This window comes from Cellulosimicrobium cellulans, assembly GCF_001722485.1.
Lineage (GTDB): Bacteria > Actinomycetota > Actinomycetes > Actinomycetales > Cellulomonadaceae > Cellulosimicrobium > Cellulosimicrobium cellulans_A.
In genome coordinates, this window is sequence record NZ_LWGL01000061.1 from 1 (window position 1) to 17,619 (window position 17,619).

Annotated in this window: 12 protein-coding genes; 11 read left to right on the plus strand and 1 reads right to left on the minus strand. The window is 73.3% G+C overall.

Annotation, left to right across the window (positions count from 1 at the left end; translation table 11 throughout):
- The first annotated feature begins 259 nt into the window (after window positions 1-259).
- From JZ5iCDA_RS08800 to JZ5iCDA_RS18815, 9 genes are all read left to right on the plus strand, one after another.
- Entirely contained in the window at window positions 260-1,261 is a 1,002-nt protein-coding gene (locus JZ5iCDA_RS08800) for a sugar phosphate isomerase/epimerase family protein (protein WP_069386833.1), read from the plus strand.
- 186 nt (window positions 1,262-1,447) lie between these two features.
- A complete protein-coding gene (locus JZ5iCDA_RS08805; protein WP_083259824.1) occupies window positions 1,448-2,725 on the plus strand; it encodes a Gfo/Idh/MocA family protein in 1,278 nt (425 codons plus the stop codon).
- Entirely contained in the window at window positions 2,722-4,404 is a 1,683-nt protein-coding gene (locus JZ5iCDA_RS08810; protein ID WP_083259825.1) for a sugar ABC transporter ATP-binding protein, read from the plus strand. Before JZ5iCDA_RS08805 ends, JZ5iCDA_RS08810 begins: the two co-directional genes overlap by 4 nt.
- Window positions 4,401-5,462, plus strand: a complete 1,062-nt coding sequence (locus tag JZ5iCDA_RS08815; protein WP_069386834.1) for an ABC transporter permease — start codon at window positions 4,401-4,403, stop codon at window positions 5,460-5,462. Before JZ5iCDA_RS08810 ends, JZ5iCDA_RS08815 begins: the two co-directional genes overlap by 4 nt.
- Window positions 5,459-6,544, plus strand: a complete 1,086-nt coding sequence (locus JZ5iCDA_RS08820; protein ID WP_083259826.1) for an ABC transporter permease — start codon at window positions 5,459-5,461, stop codon at window positions 6,542-6,544. The genes JZ5iCDA_RS08815 and JZ5iCDA_RS08820 overlap by 4 nt, the downstream gene beginning before the upstream one ends.
- Window positions 6,545-6,626: 82 nt before the next feature.
- Complete coding sequence (locus tag JZ5iCDA_RS08825; RefSeq protein WP_069386835.1) at window positions 6,627-7,859, plus strand: substrate-binding domain-containing protein; 1,233 nt, start codon at window positions 6,627-6,629, stop codon at window positions 7,857-7,859.
- A 102-nt stretch (window positions 7,860-7,961) separates the two neighbouring features.
- Window positions 7,962-8,864, plus strand: coding sequence for a sugar phosphate isomerase/epimerase family protein (locus JZ5iCDA_RS08830; protein ID WP_083259827.1), 903 nt, complete (start codon window positions 7,962-7,964; stop codon window positions 8,862-8,864).
- 95 nt (window positions 8,865-8,959) lie between these two features.
- On the plus strand, window positions 8,960-14,545 hold the full coding sequence (locus tag JZ5iCDA_RS08835; protein ID WP_069386836.1) for a ThuA domain-containing protein: 5,586 nt from the start codon (window positions 8,960-8,962) through the stop codon (window positions 14,543-14,545).
- Between the two features lie 277 nt (window positions 14,546-14,822).
- Window positions 14,823-15,560: a hypothetical protein gene (locus JZ5iCDA_RS18815; protein WP_171905330.1), complete on the plus strand. Its 738-nt coding sequence runs from the start codon at window positions 14,823-14,825 to the stop codon at window positions 15,558-15,560.
- Window positions 15,561-15,584: 24 nt separating this feature from the next.
- On the opposite strand, the gene JZ5iCDA_RS08845 is transcribed toward JZ5iCDA_RS18815, so the two are convergent.
- The gene (locus JZ5iCDA_RS08845) at window positions 15,585-16,148 is read right to left on the minus strand and encodes a GNAT family N-acetyltransferase (RefSeq protein WP_253182024.1); all 564 of its coding nucleotides are present in this window, start codon (window positions 16,146-16,148) and stop codon (window positions 15,585-15,587) included.
- A gap of 35 nt (window positions 16,149-16,183) precedes the next feature.
- On the opposite strand from JZ5iCDA_RS08845, the gene JZ5iCDA_RS08850 reads away from it, so the two are divergent.
- Both JZ5iCDA_RS08850 and JZ5iCDA_RS08855 read left to right on the plus strand, forming a co-directional pair.
- Entirely contained in the window at window positions 16,184-16,960 is a 777-nt protein-coding gene (locus JZ5iCDA_RS08850; RefSeq protein ID WP_069386838.1) for a LamB/YcsF family protein, read from the plus strand.
- The coding region (locus JZ5iCDA_RS08855; protein WP_139123036.1) for a 5-oxoprolinase subunit B family protein at window positions 16,957-17,619 on the plus strand (663 nt) is incomplete at its 3' end. The genes JZ5iCDA_RS08850 and JZ5iCDA_RS08855, both read left to right, overlap by 4 nt.

The window sequence follows — 17,619 nt, forward strand, 5'->3', positions numbered from 1 at the left end:
ACACCGCGACCGGCGCCGGCGTGGACGACGAGGACGGCGCCGGGTCCGGCTCGTCGACCGCCCTGTGGGTCGTGCTCGCCCTCGCGGTCGCCGCGGCCGGCGCCCTGGGCGCCGTCGTCGCGCGACGCCGCGCCCGCACCCTGACCGGCGCGTCCACCCGCTGAGCGGCGCCCGCACGAGCTTCCTGACCAGTCCGCAGACCAGCACGAGCTCCCGGTGACCCCGGGGGCAGAACCGAGATCGACGAAGGAGACCGACCATGGCACGACCGATCACCCTCTTCACCGGGCAGTGGGCCGACCTGCCCTTCGAGGAGGTGGCCCGCCTCGCGTCGGGCTGGGGCTACGACGGGCTCGAGATCGCCTGCTGGGGCGACCACCTCGACCCGTGGCGCTGGGACGACGAGGCCTACGTCCAGGGCAAGCTCGACCTGCTCGCGAAGTACGACCTCAAGGTCTACGCGATCTCGAACCACCTCAAGGGCCAGGCGGTGTGCGACGACCCCATCGACCAGCGCCACCGCGACATCCTGCCCGACGTCGTGTGGGGCGACGGTGACCCCGAGGGCGTGCGCCAGCGCGCGGCCGAGGAGATGAAGCACACCGCCCGCCTCGCGGCGAAGCTCGGCGTGAAGACCGTCGTCGGCTTCACCGGGTCGGCGATCTGGAAGTACGTCGCCATGTTCCCGCCCGTGTCGCAGGAGGCCATCGACGCCGGCTACCAGGACTTCGCCGACCGCTGGAACCCGATCCTCGACGTGTTCGACGAGGTGGGCGTGCGGTTCGCGCACGAGGTGCACCCGAGCGAGATCGCGTACGACTACTGGACGACCGTCCGCACGCTCGAGGCGATCGGCCACCGCGAGGCGTTCGGCCTCAACTGGGACCCGAGCCACATGGTGTGGCAGGACATCGACCCCGTGAGCTTTCTGTGGGACTTCAAGGACCGCATCTACCACGTGGACTGCAAGGACACGAAGAAGCGCATGCACAACGGCCGCAACGGCCGCATGGGCTCGCACCTGGCCTGGGCCGACCCGCGCCGCGGCTGGGACTTCATCTCCACCGGCCACGGCGACGTGCCGTGGGAGGACGCGTTCCGCATGCTCAACACCATCGGCTACGACGGCCCGATCTCCGTCGAGTGGGAGGACGCGGGCATGGACCGCCTCGTCGGCGCTCCCGAGGCCCTGGAGTTCGTCAAGAAGTACGCGTTCGACGCCCCCGACGCCGCGTTCGACGCCGCGTTCTCCACCAAGTAGCGCGACGCCGCCCTCTGCGGAGGGCCCCGACGTCCGACGCGGCACCGCCCTCCGTCGCCCGTTCCCGGGCGGGAGGGCGGTGCCGTGTTCGCTTCTGATCGTTCGAGGGGCGCACATCCCTAACCGACATGGTGAACTTCCGGCTTTTGCTTGACCACCGTCAGAAGCGCCCCTACGTTGTCAGCCATGCGAGCCGATGACGTCGCGCAGAACATTCGTGTCCCCGCACCGGAGCGGGGGGCCGGGACCGCGGGAGCGACCGCCACGTCCCTCGCCGTCGCCGACCCCCGGGCCAGTCCGTCGCACCCACCGGGCGCCACGCTCCCGGCACCCGCGCCGGCGACGCCGGGGCGACCGCACGCCACGTACCGGGCGGGCATCGTCGGGGTCGGCTTCATGGGCGGCGTCCACGCCCGCGCCGTGCGCACCGGTGGAGGCGTCGTCTCGCTCGTCGCCGCGGCGGACGTCGAGACCGCCCGCGACGCCGCGGGGACCCTCGGAGCGCACGCGGTCGCCGGCTCCGTGGAGGAGCTCCTGACGTCGCCCGAGGTCGACGTCGTGCACGTGTGCACGCCGAACCACCTGCACGTCCCGATCGCCCGAGCCGCGCTCGAGGCCGGCAAGCACGTCGTGTGCGAGAAGCCGCTCGCGGTCGACGTCGAGGGCGCCACCGAGCTCGCGGGGCTCGCGTCCGCCGCCCGCGCCGCCGACGGCCGCGTCGCCGTCGTGCCCTTCGTCTACCGCTTCCACCCGATGGTCCGCGAGGCGCGCGAGCGCGTGCGCCGCGGACAGGTCGGGAGCGTCACGCTGGTCCACGGCTCCTACCTGCAGGACTGGCTCCTGCGCGCCTCGGACGACAACTGGCGCGTGGACCCCGCGCTCGGCGGCGCGAGCCGCGCGTTCGGCGACATCGGGTCCCACTTCTGCGACCTCCTCGAGTTCACGACCGGCCACCGCATCGTCCGGCTGGCCTCCCGGTCGGCGACGGTCAACCCGCGCCGCGTGGGCGCCGACGGCGTCGAGCGGTCCGTCGCGACCGAGGACGCCGTCACGCTGCAGTTCGAGACGGACGGCGGCGCGCTCGGCACCGCCGTCATCTCGCAGGTCTCGGCCGGCCGCAAGAACCGCCTCCATCTCGAGATCTCCGGCACGGAGTCCACGCTGGCCTTCGACCAGGAGCAGCCCGAGACGCTGTGGGAGGGCCGGCGCGACGTGTCGCGCCTGATCGTGCGCGACCCCGAGACGCTGTCCCCGGCCGCCGCGCGGTACTCGCGCCTCCCGGCCGGGCACCCGCAGGGGTACCAGGACTGCTTCGACGCCCTCGTGGCCGACACGGCGGCCGCCGTCCACGGCGACCCGCCCGACGGTCTTCCCACGTTCGAGGACGGCCTGCGTGCCGCCCGGCTCGCCGCGGCCGTCGGCGAGTCCGCGCGGAGCCGGTCGTGGGTGGAGGTGCCCGCATGACCGCCACGTCGACGCGCGAGCCGCGGACCCCCGCCGCCGGGGGCGGGGACGGCGAGCCGGTGCTGCGCCTGCGCGGCATCGGCAAGGAGTTCTTCGGCAACTCCGTGCTGCGCGACATCGACCTCGACCTGCGCGCCGGCGAGGTGCACGCGCTCGTCGGCGAGAACGGGGCGGGCAAGTCGACGCTCATGAAGATCGTCGCGGGCGTGCACCGTCCTGACGCCGGCACGATCGAGCTCGACGGGCAGGTGACGGCCTTCGCCTCGCCGCTCGCGGCGCAGAGGGCCGGCGTGTCGACGGTGTTCCAGGAGTTCAACCTGCTGCCGGAGCGCTCCGTCGCCGAGAACGTCTACCTCGGGCGCGAGCCACGCCGCGCGGGCCTGGTCGACCGGCGCCGCATGACGGACGACACGGACCGGCTGCTCGCCGAGCTCGGGCTGTCCACCATCTCCGCGCAGACGCGCGTCGGTTCCCTGTCCGTCGCGCAGCAGCAGGTCGTGGAGATCGTCAAGGCGGTGTCCTACGACGCCCGCATCATCTCCATGGACGAGCCCACGGCGGCCCTGGCCGACCAGGAGGTGGAGCTGCTCTACGAGCTCGTGCACCGCCTCAAGGAGCGCGGCGTCGCGATCCTCTACGTGTCGCACCGGCTCAAGGAGATCTTCGACCTCTGCGACACGATCACGGTGCTCAAGGACGGCAACCACGTCCTGACCACGCCCACGGCCGACATCGACCCGGACCGTCTCGTGCGCACGATGGTCGGGCGCGAGTTCGCCGGGTACTTCCCCGACCGCGACCCGTCCGTCGTCCCCGGCGACGTCCGGCTCGCGCTCGAAGGCGTGGGCAACACCCAGGTGGACGACGTGACGTTCTCGGTCCGGGCCGGTGAGATCGTGGCGCTCGCGGGCCTGCAGGGCTCGGGCCGCACGGAGGTGGCGCACGGCATCTTCGGCATCGCCGGGTTCACGCGCGGCAGGGTGCTCGTCGGCGGGAAGCCGGTCGACGTGCGCTCGCCGCGCCAGGCGGTCCGGGCGGGTCTCGCGCTCGTCACCGAGGACCGCAAGGCCGAGGGCCTCGCCCTCGGCCAGTCCATCCTCGCGAACGCGCGGCTCGTGCTCGACGCGGTGGTGCCCGGCTCGGCGGACCGCCGTGCCCGGCGCATCCCCGGCATCCTGTCGTCGCTCGAGTTCGTCGCCAGCTCGCAGGAGGCCGAGGTCCAGTACCTGTCGGGCGGCAACCAGCAGAAGGTCGTCCTCGCGAAGTGGCTGGTCACCGATCCGCAGGTGATCGTGCTCGACGAGCCGACGCGCGGCATCGACGTCGGCGCGAAGCGCGCCGTCTACGACCTCATGCGCGAGCTCACCGCGAACGGCGTCGCGGTCCTCGTCATCTCCTCGGAGCTGCCGGAGGTCGTCGCGATGGCGGACCGCATCCTCGTCATGCGCGACGGGCGGCTCGCGGGCGAGCTCCCCGGCGGCAGCGACGAGGAGACCGTCATGGCGCTCGCGACCGGCGCGGGCACGGAGTCCGGCGAGCACGTCCGGGTCGACCTCGACGCGGTCGCGCACGCGGACGACCTCCCCGGCCACGACGCCGCCGCACCGCAGCGCCCGCCGACCGCCCGACCGCACGGCGCGACGGGACCGGACGCGACCGGCCCGAAGGAGGACCGATGAGCACCGCCGTCGTGACCGCGGCCCCCGCCGCACGGCCCACGTCCCGCCGCCGGCGGCGCATCGGGTCGACGGAGATCGTCTACCTCGCCCTCGTGGGCATCCTCGTCGTCGCCGGCGTGCTCGTCGCGCTGCGCGGCGGGAACCTCTTCAGCACCGCCAACACGGCGTACATGCTGACGCAGACGAGCCTGCTCGGGTTCGTCGCGATCGGGCAGACGCTCGTCATCCTGTGCCGCTCGCTGGACCTCTCCGTCGGCTACGTGGTCGCGCTGTGCTCGATCGTGGGCGCGACGACCATGGCCGGCGACCCGTCGCGCGTGTGGCTCGGCGTCCTCGCCGCCGTCGGCGTCGCCGCGGCCGTGGGCCTGGTCAACGGGCTCGTCGTCACGAGGCTGCGCGTCAACCCGTTCATCGCGACCCTGGGCGTCGGGCTGATCATCAAGGGCTACCTGGACACCCAGTTCAAGGGCCCGGCGGGTGAGGTGCCCTCGACGTTCCAGATGTTCGGCTACACGCGCATCGGCCCCGTCCCGGTCTCGACGATCGTCATGCTCGTCGTCGCCGCGGCCGCGATCGTGCTGCTCACGCGGACCCGGACGGGGTACCACATGTTCGCCGTCGGGGGGAACACCGACGTCGCGCGCCTGTCCGGCATCCGCTCCGACCGGACGCTGCTCCTCGCGCACGTCCTGTGCTCGGTGTGCGCCGGGGTCGCGGGCCTGCTCATCGCCGCCCGGTTCGGCACCGGCAACGCCCTCGTCTACTCCTACGGGCTCGACCTCGACTCCATCGCCGCCGTCGTGCTCGGCGGGACGCTCCTCATGGGCGGGCGCGGGTCGGTTGCGGGCACCGTCGGCGGCGTCCTCATCCTCGCGGTGCTCGACACCGTGTTCAACGTCCTCGACGTCGACCCGTTCTTCAAGGACGTCCTGCGCGGCGTCGTCATCATCGCCGCCGTCGCCCTGTACGCGCGCCGCCAGATCGACCCGGCGAGCAGCAGGGCGAGGTTCCGGCCCGGCAGAGCCGTCCGAACCACCCAGGGAGGTGCGTCCGCATGACCACCGGGACCGCGACGCGTCGCGAGCTCCCCGCTCGCGCGCCACGTGCCGGCTGGCTCGAGCGCCTGACGGCGGGCGGCAGCTGGACCGTCTTCGCGCTGCTCGTCCTCGTGTTCGCCGTCATCCTCGTCATGAACCCGTCGTTCGGCGAGCCCATGTCGCTCATGGCGTTCGTGAAGAAGGCGGCGCCGCTCGTGATCCTCGCGATCGGCCAGTACTTCGTCATCGTGTCCGGCGAGTTCGACCTGTCGGTCGGGTCGCTCGTCGGGGCCCAGGTCGTCATCGCCGCCAAGCTCATGGACGGCGACGAGGCGCTGACCTGGCCGGTCATGGCGCTGATGCTCGGCTTCGGCCTCGCGGTCGGGCTGGTGAACGGCCTCGTCACGACGCTGCTCAAGGTGCCGTCGTTCATCACGACCCTCGGCATGATGCTCGTGCTGTACGGCGCGATCCGGCTGTGGACCGGCGGCGCCCCGACCGGCGCGCTGACCGAGGGCTTCCGCCAGTGGGGACGCGGCGGCATCCCCGACGAGCCGGGCCAGTTCCAGGTGCCGTACGCGCTCGTGGTCGCCGTCGTCGTCGGCGTCCTCGCGGCGCTGCTCATGCGCCGCCCGTTCGGCCGGACGCTCGTCGCGACGGGCGACAACGACGTGGCCGCGGCCTACTCCGGCTCGTCGGTGTGGTGGGTGCGGACCCGCGCCTTCCTCCTGTCGGGGTTCATGGCGACCGCGGCCGCCGTGCTCATCGGCGGGTACGCGGGCGTGACGGCCCAGGTCGGGCAGGGCCTGGAGTTCATGGCGATCACGGCGGTCGTGCTCGGCGGCGTCGTCCTGGGCGGCGGCCGGGGAACCGTCGTCGCGGCCATGGCCGGCGCCCTGACGCTCGAGGCGCTGTTCACGCTCTTCAACCAGCTCAGCCTGCCCTCGACCGTCCGCCCCGCCGTGCAGGGCGTGATCATCATCGCCGCCGTCGCCTACGCCGCACTGCCGCGGCGGGCCCGGCGCCGCCCGTCCGCCGCCGACGCCCCGCCCTCGGGCGGCCCGGCCACCGAGCCGAAGGAGCCAGCCCCCGCGAGAGCCTGACGCACCGCACCGTCACCACCTCAGCATCACGACCTTCCCCCGCACCCGCGGGACGACGACGTCTCACCAAGGAGAGAAGGACATGCGACGAACACGAGCACTCCTCGCCGGCGCGGCAGTGGCGACACTGCTCCTCACGGCGGCCTGCACGACGGACACGCCCACCGACGCACCGGAGGGCGGCGGCGAGACCTCCGCCGAGGAGACCCAGGGCGGCGAGGAGTCGGGCGGGGCCGACTCCGAGTGGTTCGTCCAGGAGGACTACGACCGCCAGCTCGCGCAGCGCGACGTGGAGCCGGAGGGGCCGGCGGACCAGCCCTGGCTGCAGGCGATCGAGCCCGAGTACGTCGACACGGCGCAGTTCGCGAGCGAGGGCGGCGGCAAGACGCTGTGCTTCTCCAACGCCTCGGTCTCCAACCCGTGGCGCGTCACCGGCTGGATCACGATGCAGCAGCAGGTGGAGGTGCTGAAGTCGGAGGGGGTCATCGGCGAGTTCCGCGTGTCCGACGCCGCCGACGACGACAACAAGCAGATCTCCGACATCCAGGCGTTCGTCGAGGCGGGCGACTGCGACGCGATCATCATCTCGCCGTCGACCACCGCGACCCTCACGCCCGCCGTCGAGGCCGCGTGCGAGTCGGGCAAGCCGGTCATCGTGTTCGACCGCGGCGTGAACACCGACTGCATGGTGACGTTCATCCACCCGATCGGCGGCTACGCGTACGGTGCGGACGGCGCCGAGTTCCTCGTGGACAACCTCGAGCCCGGCTCGACGGTCCTCGCGCTGCGCATCCTCCCGGGTGTCGACGTGCTCGAGAACCGCTGGGCCGCGGCCGACAAGATCTTCTCCGAGTCCGAGCTGGAGGTCGTGGGCGCCGAGTTCACCGGCGGCGACGGCGCGAAGATCAAGGACATCGTCACGCAGTACCTCCAGCGCGGGGACGTCGACGGCATCTGGATGGACGCGGGCGACGGCGCCGTCGCCGCGGTCGAGGCCTTCGAGGACGCCGGCAAGCCGTACCCGGTCTTCATGGGCGAGGACGAGATGAGCTTCCTGCGCAAGTGGAAGGACACGGACATGACCGCGATCGGCGCGGTGTACTCCAACTTCCAGTGGCGCACGCCGATCCTCGCGGCGCAGATGATCTGGGCCGGCGAGCAGGTGCCGTCGGAGTGGGTCCTGCCGCAGGTGCCGATCGAGGCGGACGAGCTCGACGCGTACCTCGAGGCCAACGCCGACATGCCGTCGCTGCACTACGCGAAGTTCGGCGGCGAGGACCTGCCCGGCTACCCGGACGCCTGGACCGATCGCTGATCGATCGCTGACCGACCGCTGACCGACCGCTGACGTCGCGCGGTCCGGCCGCCCGGCCGGCCGGACCGCGCGACCGGTCGCCCTCCGACGAGAGAGAGCAGCGTGGCTCCGACCTCCTCCACGGCCCTGCGCCCGCGGCGCCTCGGCGTCAACACCTGGGTGTGGACGTCCCCGCTCACCGACGACGCGCTGCGCGGCATCGCACCGCGCGTCGCCGCGTGGGGGTTCGACGTGCTCGAGCTGCCCGTCGAGCACCCCGACGACTGGGACCCTGCCCTCGCGGCGCGCGTCCTCGCCGACCACGGGCTCGGCGCGAGCGTGTCGCTCGTCATGGGTGAGGGCCGCGAGCTCGTCGCGGCGGACCCGGCGACCGTCCGCGCGACGCAGGACTACCTGCGCCGCGTGGTCGACGCCGCGCACGTCGTCGGCGCCCCCGTGATCGGCGGCCCGGCGTACGCGTCGGTCGGCAGGACGTGGCGGCTGTCCGACGTCGAGCGCGCCGCCGCCTACGCGGAGCTCGCCGAGCACCTCGCGCCCGTCGTTGATCACGCGGTCCAGGCCGGCGTCGTCGTCGGGCTGGAGCCGCTCAACCGCTACGAGACGAGCCTCGTCAACACGGTCGACCAGGGGCTCGAGGTCGTCGGGCGCCTCCCCGCCGAGGGGATCGGCCTCATGCTCGACGTCTATCACATGAACATCGAGGAGACGGACCTTCCGGCCGCGATCGCCCGGGCGGGGGAGCGCATCGCGCACGTCCAGGTGTGCGGCAACGACCGCGGCGCGCCGGGGACCGACCACCTCGACTGGCCCGCGCTCCTGGCGGCGCTCGACACGGCGGGCTACGACGGCCCGCTCGTCATCGAGTCGTTCACCGCCGAGAACGCGACCATCGCCACGGCCGCCTCCATCTGGCGGCCGCTGGCGCCGACCCAGGACGCCATCGCCCTCGATGGCCTCGCGTACCTGAAGGGACTGATGCCCACGCCGGAGCTCTCGCAGCCGTAGTCCAGCACGACCGCCGGCGCCGGCACGCCGCGGGATGACGACCACCCTGCCCGGACGACGACGTCCGGGCCCGCACGTCATGCCCTGGAGGCACCATGATGACCTCGCGACGTCCCCGCAGGGGGAGGACCGTCGCGGCCCTGACCATCGGAGCGCTGGCGTTCACGCTCGCGCCCGCCACGATGGCCACGGCCGACGTCGTACCGAACGAGCCCGACGACGAGCACAAGGTGCTCATCTTCACCAAGACGACCCAGTTCCGGCACACCGAGGCGATCACGCAGGGCACCCCGGTGCTCGAGGCCGCGTTCGCCGAGGTGGGCATCGCGTCCGACCACACCGAGGACTCGTCCGTCTTCAACGACGCCGACCTCGCCCAGTACGACGCCCTGGTGATGTTCCAGGCCTCGGGCGACCCGTGGAACGCGCAGGAGAAGGCCGCGCTCGAGCGGTACCAGCAGGCGGGCGGCGGCATCGTCGCCATCCACAACGCCACGGACATGCGCGGGAACTACCAGTGGTGGGACGACATGATCGGCGCGCTGATGCCCGGTCACGCCGCCACGGGCTCGAGCCCGGGCCTGCCCGGCACGGTGCGCGTCGAGGACCGCACGCACCCGTCGACCGAGCACCTCCCGCAGCGCTGGGACCGCGCCGACGAGTGGTACAACTTCTCGGCCAACGTCCGCGGTGACGCGCACGTGCTCGCGACGATGGACGAGTCGACCTACGAGCCCGGCAGCAACCGGATGGGCTACGACCACCCGATCTCGTGGTGCAAGGCGTACGACGGCGGCCGGGCCTGGATGACGGGCATGGGCCACTTCGGGGCGCACTACACGCAGGAGCCCGACTTCGTGCAGCACATCGTCGGCGGCGTGCAGTGGGCCGCGGGCCTCGTCGAGGGCGACTGCGGCGGCACGGACTGGGACCAGTTCGAGAAGATCGCGCTCGACACCAACACGAGCGCGCCGTTCGGCATGGACGTCGCCCCGGACGGGCGGGTGTTCTTCACCGAGCTCGTGCGCGGCCAGATCCGCGTCTACGACCCGCGCAGCCGGACCACGACGACGGCCCTGACGATCCCCGTCTACTCGGGTGGCGAGGACGGCCTGCTCGGGCTCGCGCTCGACGAGGACTTCGCGGAGAACGGGTTCCTCTACCAGTACTACTCGCCGGCGAGCAGCGACGACACGAACCCCGAGAACTTCGTCAACCGCCTGTCGCGGTTCACGGTCTCGTCCGACGGACCGGGAGCCACGGTGATCGACCCGGCGTCCGAGGTCGTGCTCCTGGAGGTGCCGGCCGGGCGCCTGCCGGACGAGCCCGGCCACACGGGCGGCGGCATGATCGTCGACCCGGCGACGGGCGACCTCTACCTCGGCGTGGGCGACGACGTGAACCCGCACTCGGAGCCGTCGGGCGGCTACGCCCCGCTCTCCGAGCGCGACGGGCGCCTGCACGACGCGCGCGCGACGTCGGCCAACACCAACGACCTGCGCGGCAAGGTGCTGCGCATCCACCCCGAGGACGACGGCACGTACACGATCCCCGAGGGCAACCTGTTCGCGCCGGGCACCGACAAGACGCTGCCCGAGATCTACGCGATGGGATTCCGCAACCCGTTCCGGTTCACGATCGACCCTGAGACCGGGAACCTCGGCGTCGCGGACTACTCCCCGGACAACGGCTCGGACAACCTCGCGTCCCGCGGGCCGGCCGGCATCGCCGAGTGGAACCTCGTCAAGGAGCCGGGCAACTTCGGCTGGCCCCTGTGCATGGGGAACAACGAGCCGTTCCGCGACGTCGACTACCGCACCAGCCCTGTCACGGTCGGGAACTTCTTCGACTGCGACGCCCCGGTGAACGACTCGATCCTCAACACCGGCCTCACCGAGCTGCCCCCCGCCCAGCCGGCGGACCTCTGGTACGGCTACCAGCGCTCGTCGGTGCCGGGGGCGATCAACGCCGGCGGCGGCCTCGCGCCGATGGGCGGGCCGTTCTACCAGTACGACCCGGAGCTCGACTCCGACACGAAGTTCCCCTCGTCGTACGACGGCAAGGCGTTCTTCTACGAGTGGGCGCGCAACAAGATGTACACGGTCGACCTCAAGGACCCCGAGGCCGGGCCTGGCGAGACCGACGTCGAGAAGGTCAACCCGTTCCTGCCCGAGGAGCAGCTCCTCGCGCCGATCGACTCGAAGTTCGGGCCGGACGGCTCGCTCTACGTCCTCGACTGGGGTGGCGGCTTCGGCCGCGACAACCCGAACTCGGGGCTGCACCGGATCGACTACCTGTCGGGCTCGCGCTCGCCGGTGTCGACGCCCGTCGCGACGCCCGACTCGGGCACCGCACCGCTCGAGGTGTCGTTCGACGGCGCCGGCAGCACCGACCCCGAGGACGAGGAGCTCACGTACGCGTGGGACTTCGACGGTGACGGGACGACCGACTCCACCGACGTCGCCCCGACGCACACCTACACCGAGAACGGCGTCTACGACGCGCGCCTCACGGTGACCGACCCGGCCGGCAAGACGGGCACGGCGACCGTGCCGATCACGGTCGGGAACACCCGGCCCGAGGTCGACTTCGGCCTGCCGCCCACCGGCGCCTTCTTCGACTTCGGGGACACCATCACGTGGGACGTGAGCGTCACCGACGCCGAGGACTCGCCGGACGGCTCGGCGATCGACGACGAGAAGGTCGTCATCCAGCCGGCGCTCGGGCACGACGCCCACGCGCACCCCTCCGAGCCGCTCCACGGCCGCACGGGCAGCGTGGAGACGAGCCTCGGCGGCGGGCACGGCGAGGACATGAACGTCTTCTACGTGCTCGACGCGCGCTACACCGACGGCGGCGGGGAGGGCGACGTGCCCGCCCTGACCGGCTCGGGCACCACGCTCGTCTTCCCGAAGAAGCGCGAGGCGGAGTTCCACACCGCGTCGGAGGGCACGACGACGATCCCGAGCCGTGACGTCGAGGGCGGCGGCTCCGTCGTCGCCGGCGCCGACGGGGCGTGGGCGTCGTACGACCCCGTGAACCTCCACCAGGTCGACGCGCTCACGCTGCGCGTCGCCGCGGCCCAGGAGGGCACGGTCGAGCTGCGGCGCGACGCGCCCGACGGCGAGCTCCTCGGCACCGCCGAGGTCCCCGCGACGGGCCTCGGCACGTTCACCGACGTGCGCGTCGACGTCGAGGACCTGGGCGAGAGCTTCACGCTGTACGTCGTGCTCCCCGGCGCCGGCGAGCGCCGCCTCAACTTCGTCGAGGCGAACGGCAAGGGCGTGTCGGAGACGACGCGGCCCGAGGTGCGCATCACCGCCCCCGAGGCGGGCGTGCAGCTCGAGCAGGGCGAGATCGCGGTGACGGCCGAGGCCGACGACGCCGAGAACACGGTCACCCAGGTCGAGCTCTTCGTCGACGGCGAGTCGATCGGCGTCGACGACACGGCCCCGTACGAGGCCACGTGGGACGCGACGGCGGACGGCTACTACGAGCTGACCGCCGTGGCGACGAACGACAAGGGGCTCACCACAAGGTCGCGCGTCGTGCTCGCGCAGGTCGGCGACCTCTTCGGAGGGATGAAGACCTTCACGAACGCGAACGGGACGTTCGAGCAGCTCGCCGAGGGGAAGTACCTCATCACGTCGGGCGGCGCGAACATGTGGCAGGGCACCGACGAGTACTCGACGATCTACCGCGAGCAGGGGGCCGACGAGAACTGGTCGGCGACCGTGCGGATCAACAGCCAGGGCAGCTCGAACGGGTCCGCCAAGGCGGGGATCATCGTCCGCAACGACGTCACGCAGGTGGGCAGCTCGCCGGGCTACGCCGCCCTGGGCATGCGCCCGAGCGGCGGGTTCGAGTGGCTGCGCGGCAACGCGAGCGGCCAGCTCGCGACGTCGAGCAGCGCCAGCACGACGAGCTACCCCGCGTGGGTGCGGATCGTGCGCGACGGCGACCTGTACACGGCGTACTGGAGCAAGGACGGGGAGACGTTCACGCAGATCGGCGAGCCGCAGGCCCTGCCGGGTGCGGCGTCGGTCCAGGACGTCGGGCTCTTCGTCACCGCCCACTCCACGACGGCGACGAGCGCGGTCGAGTTCCAGGACTTCGTGTTCGACGACGACCCGGAGGCCCCGGAGGAGCCCGGTGAGGACGTCCCGCCGCAGTGCCTCGCGCACGCGTCGGACGAGTTCGACGGCGACGAGCTCGACGACCGGTGGACCGTCGTCCGCCAGGCCGAGGGCGCGGCGATCTCCGTCGTGGACGGCCACGCCGTGCTCCCGGTGGTCCAGGGCGACATCAACGAGGCGGCGACCGGCCCGATCAGCTACCTCGGGCAGCCGGCCCCGGCCGGCGCCTGGACGCTCGAGACGAAGCTCGACGTGCCGCTCACGCGGCACTGGCAGCACGCCGGCCTCCTGGTCCACGTGGACGACGACGAGTACACCAAGCTCGCGTTCACGAGGAACCAGAACGGCAACCGCTTCCTCGAGTTCCAGACCGAGACCGGCGGGACCCGCACGTGGCACGGGCAGGCGGACGTGGCAGGGGACTTCCCCTCGACGATCCACCTGCGCCTCGTCTCGGACGGCTCCTCGATGACGGCCGCATACTCGGCGGACGGCCAGACGTGGACGGCGCTCGCGGGCTCCGCGCCCGTGAAGGCCGGCGCGACGTTCGGCGTCATGGCGGGCGGCGACACGGCCACGGCCGACACGGTCGCCCGCGTCGACCACGTCCGCGTCACCGGCGCTGAGCCGGACGACGGGGAGCGCGAGCCGAGCGACGAGTTCGAGGGCGACGCCCTCGACGGGTGCCGCTGGGACGCGGTGACCCGCTACGACGCGTCGAAGGTCGCCGTCGCGGACGGCGAGCTGCGCATCACGACCCAGCCGGGCGACATCAACGCCGGGACCAATGGCGACCCGCGCAACTTCGTCCTCCAGACGGCACCGGAGGGCGACTGGGTCGCCGAGACGCGGCTGAAGGCGCCGCTCGCGCACCGCTGGCAGCTCGCCGGGCTGCTCGCGTACGGCGACGACGACAACTACGTCAAGCTCGACGTCGTCGCCAAGAACGAGCCGGGCACCGCGCTGAACCTCGGCGCGGAGCTCGTGTCCGAGAAGGACGCGCAGTTCGGCAACGGCGGGAACCGCGCCCTGGAGATCGCCGACTCGACCGAGTCCGGGTACTGGTACCTGCGACTCGCCAAGGTCGGGAACACGTACCAGGGCTGGGTGAGCGACGGCGGCGTGAACTGGCAGTCCCTGGGTGAGCCGGTCACGAACGACGTGCCGCTCACGTCGGTCGGCCTCATGGCGATCGGCCCGGAGCAGGAGACGCCCGTCACGGTGGCGTTCGACTGGTTCCGGCTGACGTCCGGCGACGAGGAGCCGGACGTCGACGTCGACGCCCAGGTGTCGGTGCGCTGCCTCGCCGGCAAGGCGTACGTCGCGGTCCGCGCGGCGAACGCCGACGAGGCACCCGCGGCCGTCACGCTCACCACGGCGTACGGCACGAAGGAGTTCGCCGAGGTCGCGGTCGGCGCGAACGCGTACCACGCGTTCGCGGTCCGCGCGGCGGACGTCGAGGCGGGCGTCGCGACCGTCACCGCGACGGTAGGTGACCGGACCGCCACCGTCGAGGTGCCGTACGACGCCGTGAGCTGCGGCTGACGGCGGGCCGGCGGCGGGCACCACGCGTGCCCGCCGCCGGCCGCGCCGGCCCCCGACGACCGGGAGCCGGCGGCAGGACCAGACCACAGGACGGGAGCAGCACATGGCACGGACCAGCGCACGACCGCCCGCGACGGGGCGGTCGCGGACCGGCTCGGGCTCGGGCGCACGCCGGGCGGACCGCGCGACGCGTCCGCCGTCGGGCTCCGGCCGCTCCCGTCCTGACGACCGGGGCGGTGCCGGCCGCCCCGAGCCTCGGCCACCGGCGCACGTGCGCGTGCGCCGGTGGCTGCAGGCCCTCGACGCACGGGGCTGGGCGCTGCTCGCAGCGGCGGCGTTCGCCGTCGTCGTGGTGGGCGTCGTCCTCGTCGTCGCCCTGACGCGCGGCGGCGACGAGCCCGCCGACGGCGGCTTCGCCGTCGACCCCGCGCGCGTCGCCGAGCTCGAGGCCGCGGAGGCCGCGCGCGACGCCGAGAACCTCACCGCGTCGATCGAGCACGCCCGCACCCTCCAGGGCGAGCTCGTCCCCGTCATGCACGCGCTCCACGCGGTGCTCCCGGTCGACGGCACGACGGCGACGCCGCCCACCGCCGAGGAGGTCGCCACGTGGCGCGACACCCTCGACGGGCTCGTCGCCGACACCGAGGCGCTCGCGAGCGGCTCGTCGGAGCACAACATCGTCCGCAACGGCATGCTCACGTCGCTGGAGCTGCTCGGTGACGCGGTCGACGCCGTCGACCTCGCCCGGGCCGCCGACGCGAGCACCGCGCCGGACCTCTACGCCCTCGCCGGCGAGCTGCGCACGCGTGCCGTCGACACCTGGGGACTGGCCGCGATCCAGCTCGACCTGCGGGCCACCTCCGGGGGGCAGGGCCACGTGCACGTGTTCCTGCCGGTGCACCCGGACGACGCGCTCGACGGCGGGCTCGACGCGCACCTCGACGAGCCGCCCGGCGAGCACTCGGACGAGCAGAGCGGCGAGGAGCACGCCCCGGGCGACGGCCACGACCACTGAGCCACCGGCCCCGGCCGGGTGACGTCAGGCGCCGAGGACCATGACGACGTCGCTGTGGCGCTCGCCGCCGACGACGTACGTCCGGTCGCCGACGACCGCGAACCCGTGCTTGCGGTAGAAGGCCTGGGCGCGCGCGTTGAGCCCGTTCGTCCCCAGCCAGACCGTCCGGCCGGGCGCGAGCACCGCCGCGGCGTCGAGAGCCGCACGCATGAGGGTGCTCGCCACGCCCGTGCCCTGCGACTCCGGGTGGACGTAGATCTTCGAGAGCTCGACGACCTCGTCGTGCCCGACCGCGTCGGCGACGTCCGCGTCGTCCGGGACGCCGCGCACGAGGAGCGCGTAGCCGACCGCGCGGTCGCCCTCGCGGGACGGCGCCTCGACGAGCAGCAGCGCGTGCGCGGCGCTCGCGGCCCACGCGCGGAAGCGCTCCGGGGCGAGCTGCGTGGCGACGTGCTCGGCGATCGCCTCCGGGGACGCCCCCGGCGGGCACGCGAGGGGGAACGTCAGCGCGGCGAGCGCGGCGAGCTGCTCGGCGTCGCCGGACGTCGCCGTGCGCACCCGGGCGGCGGACAGGTCGAGATCGGTCACGCCCGCGAATCTACGCGACACGCGATGATGGGGGAGTGAGCGGCATCGATCTCAACGCGGACCTCGGCGAGGGCTTCGGACGCTGGACGCTGGCCGACGACGAGTCCCTGCTCGGGCTCGTCACCAGCGCGAACGTGGCGTGCGGCTTCCACGCCGGCGACTCCACCACGATGCGGACGGTCGTGCGCGACGCGGTCGCCGGGGGAGTGCGCGTGGGCGCGCACGTGAGCTACCGCGACCTGGCCGGGTTCGGGCGGCGGTTCGTCGACGTCCCGCCCACCGAGCTGGCGGACGACGTCGTCTACCAGGTGGCGGCGCTCGACGGCTTCGCACGCCTCGCGGGTGGCCGCGTCCGCTACGTCAAGCCGCACGGCGCCCTGTACAACGCGGTGGTGCACCACGAGGGCCAGGCGCGCGCCGTCGTCGACGCCGTGCGCGCCTACGACCCGTCGCTCGCGCTGGTCGGGCTGCCGGGTTCCGCGGTGCTGCGGATCGCGGAGGAGGCCGGGCTGCCCACGGTGCGCGAGGCGTTCGCCGACCGCGGCTACCTCCCGACGGGCGAGCTCGTGCCGCGCGGCCGGCCCGGGGCAGTCGTGCACGACGCGGCCGAGGCCGCCGCGCGCGTCGTCGAGCTCGTGACGAGCGGGGTGGTCGTCGCGGTGGACGGCACCCGGGTGCGTGTCGACGCGGAGTCCGTGTGCGTGCACTCGGACACGCCGGGGGCGGTGTCCCTGCTGACGGCGGTCCGACGGGTGCTCGAGGAGCGAGGCATCGAGGTGCGGCCGTTCGCGGCGGCCGGCTCCGCCGTATGACGGGTGCGGGCGGCACGTGGACCGTGCACCGGTACGGCGAGACGGCGTACCTCGTCGACCTGCCCGACGTGGACGCCGTGCGGTCGCTGCACCGGGCGCTCGTCGCCGACGTCCCCGAGGCGGTCCTCGACGTCGTGCCCGCCGCACGGACGGTGCTCGTGACGTTCGCGCGGCCGCGGGACGCCGCCGCCGTCCACGCGTGGCTGCTCGCCGCGCCCCGGCGCTCGCGGGAGCCGCGCGCAGGGTCGTCCGACGTGCCGGCGGCCTCACCGGGGCCGCCCCTCGAGATCCCGGTCGTCTACGACGGCGCCGATATCGCCGACGTCGCGGCCTGGGCCGGCGTGAGCCCCGAGGAGGTCGTCGCGCGGCACACGGACCGCGTCTACGAGGCGGCGTTCGGCGGGTTCGCGCCCGGGTTCACCTACCTCGTCGGCGTCGACCCGGTCATCGCGGCGCCGCGGCTGCCCACGCCGCGCACCCACGTGCCCGCGGGCGCGGTCGCCCTCGCCGGCGAGCTCACCGCCGTCTACCCGGCGCCGTCGCCCGGCGGGTGGCGACTCCTGGGCACCACGACCCGGCGGATGTTCGACGTCGACCGCGACCCCCCGGCGCTGGTCGCACCCGGCGCGCGGGTCCGGTTCCGCGCCGTCCGCGGTGCC

What these genes read in the sequence shown, in the direction of transcription:
- JZ5iCDA_RS08800 (WP_069386833.1), top strand. Translation starts at nt 260, where the DNA reads ATGGCACGACCGATCACCCTCTTCACCGGGCAGTGGGCCGACCTGCCC.
- JZ5iCDA_RS08805 (WP_083259824.1), top strand. Translation starts at nt 1,448, where the DNA reads ATGCGAGCCGATGACGTCGCGCAGAACATTCGTGTCCCCGCACCGGAG.
- JZ5iCDA_RS08810 (WP_083259825.1), top strand. Translation starts at nt 2,722, where the DNA reads ATGACCGCCACGTCGACGCGCGAGCCGCGGACCCCCGCCGCCGGGGGC.
- JZ5iCDA_RS08815 (WP_069386834.1), top strand. Translation starts at nt 4,401, where the DNA reads ATGAGCACCGCCGTCGTGACCGCGGCCCCCGCCGCACGGCCCACGTCC.
- JZ5iCDA_RS08820 (WP_083259826.1), top strand. Translation starts at nt 5,459, where the DNA reads ATGACCACCGGGACCGCGACGCGTCGCGAGCTCCCCGCTCGCGCGCCA.
- JZ5iCDA_RS08825 (WP_069386835.1), top strand. Translation starts at nt 6,627, where the DNA reads ATGCGACGAACACGAGCACTCCTCGCCGGCGCGGCAGTGGCGACACTG.
- JZ5iCDA_RS08835 (WP_069386836.1), top strand. Translation starts at nt 8,960, where the DNA reads ATGATGACCTCGCGACGTCCCCGCAGGGGGAGGACCGTCGCGGCCCTG.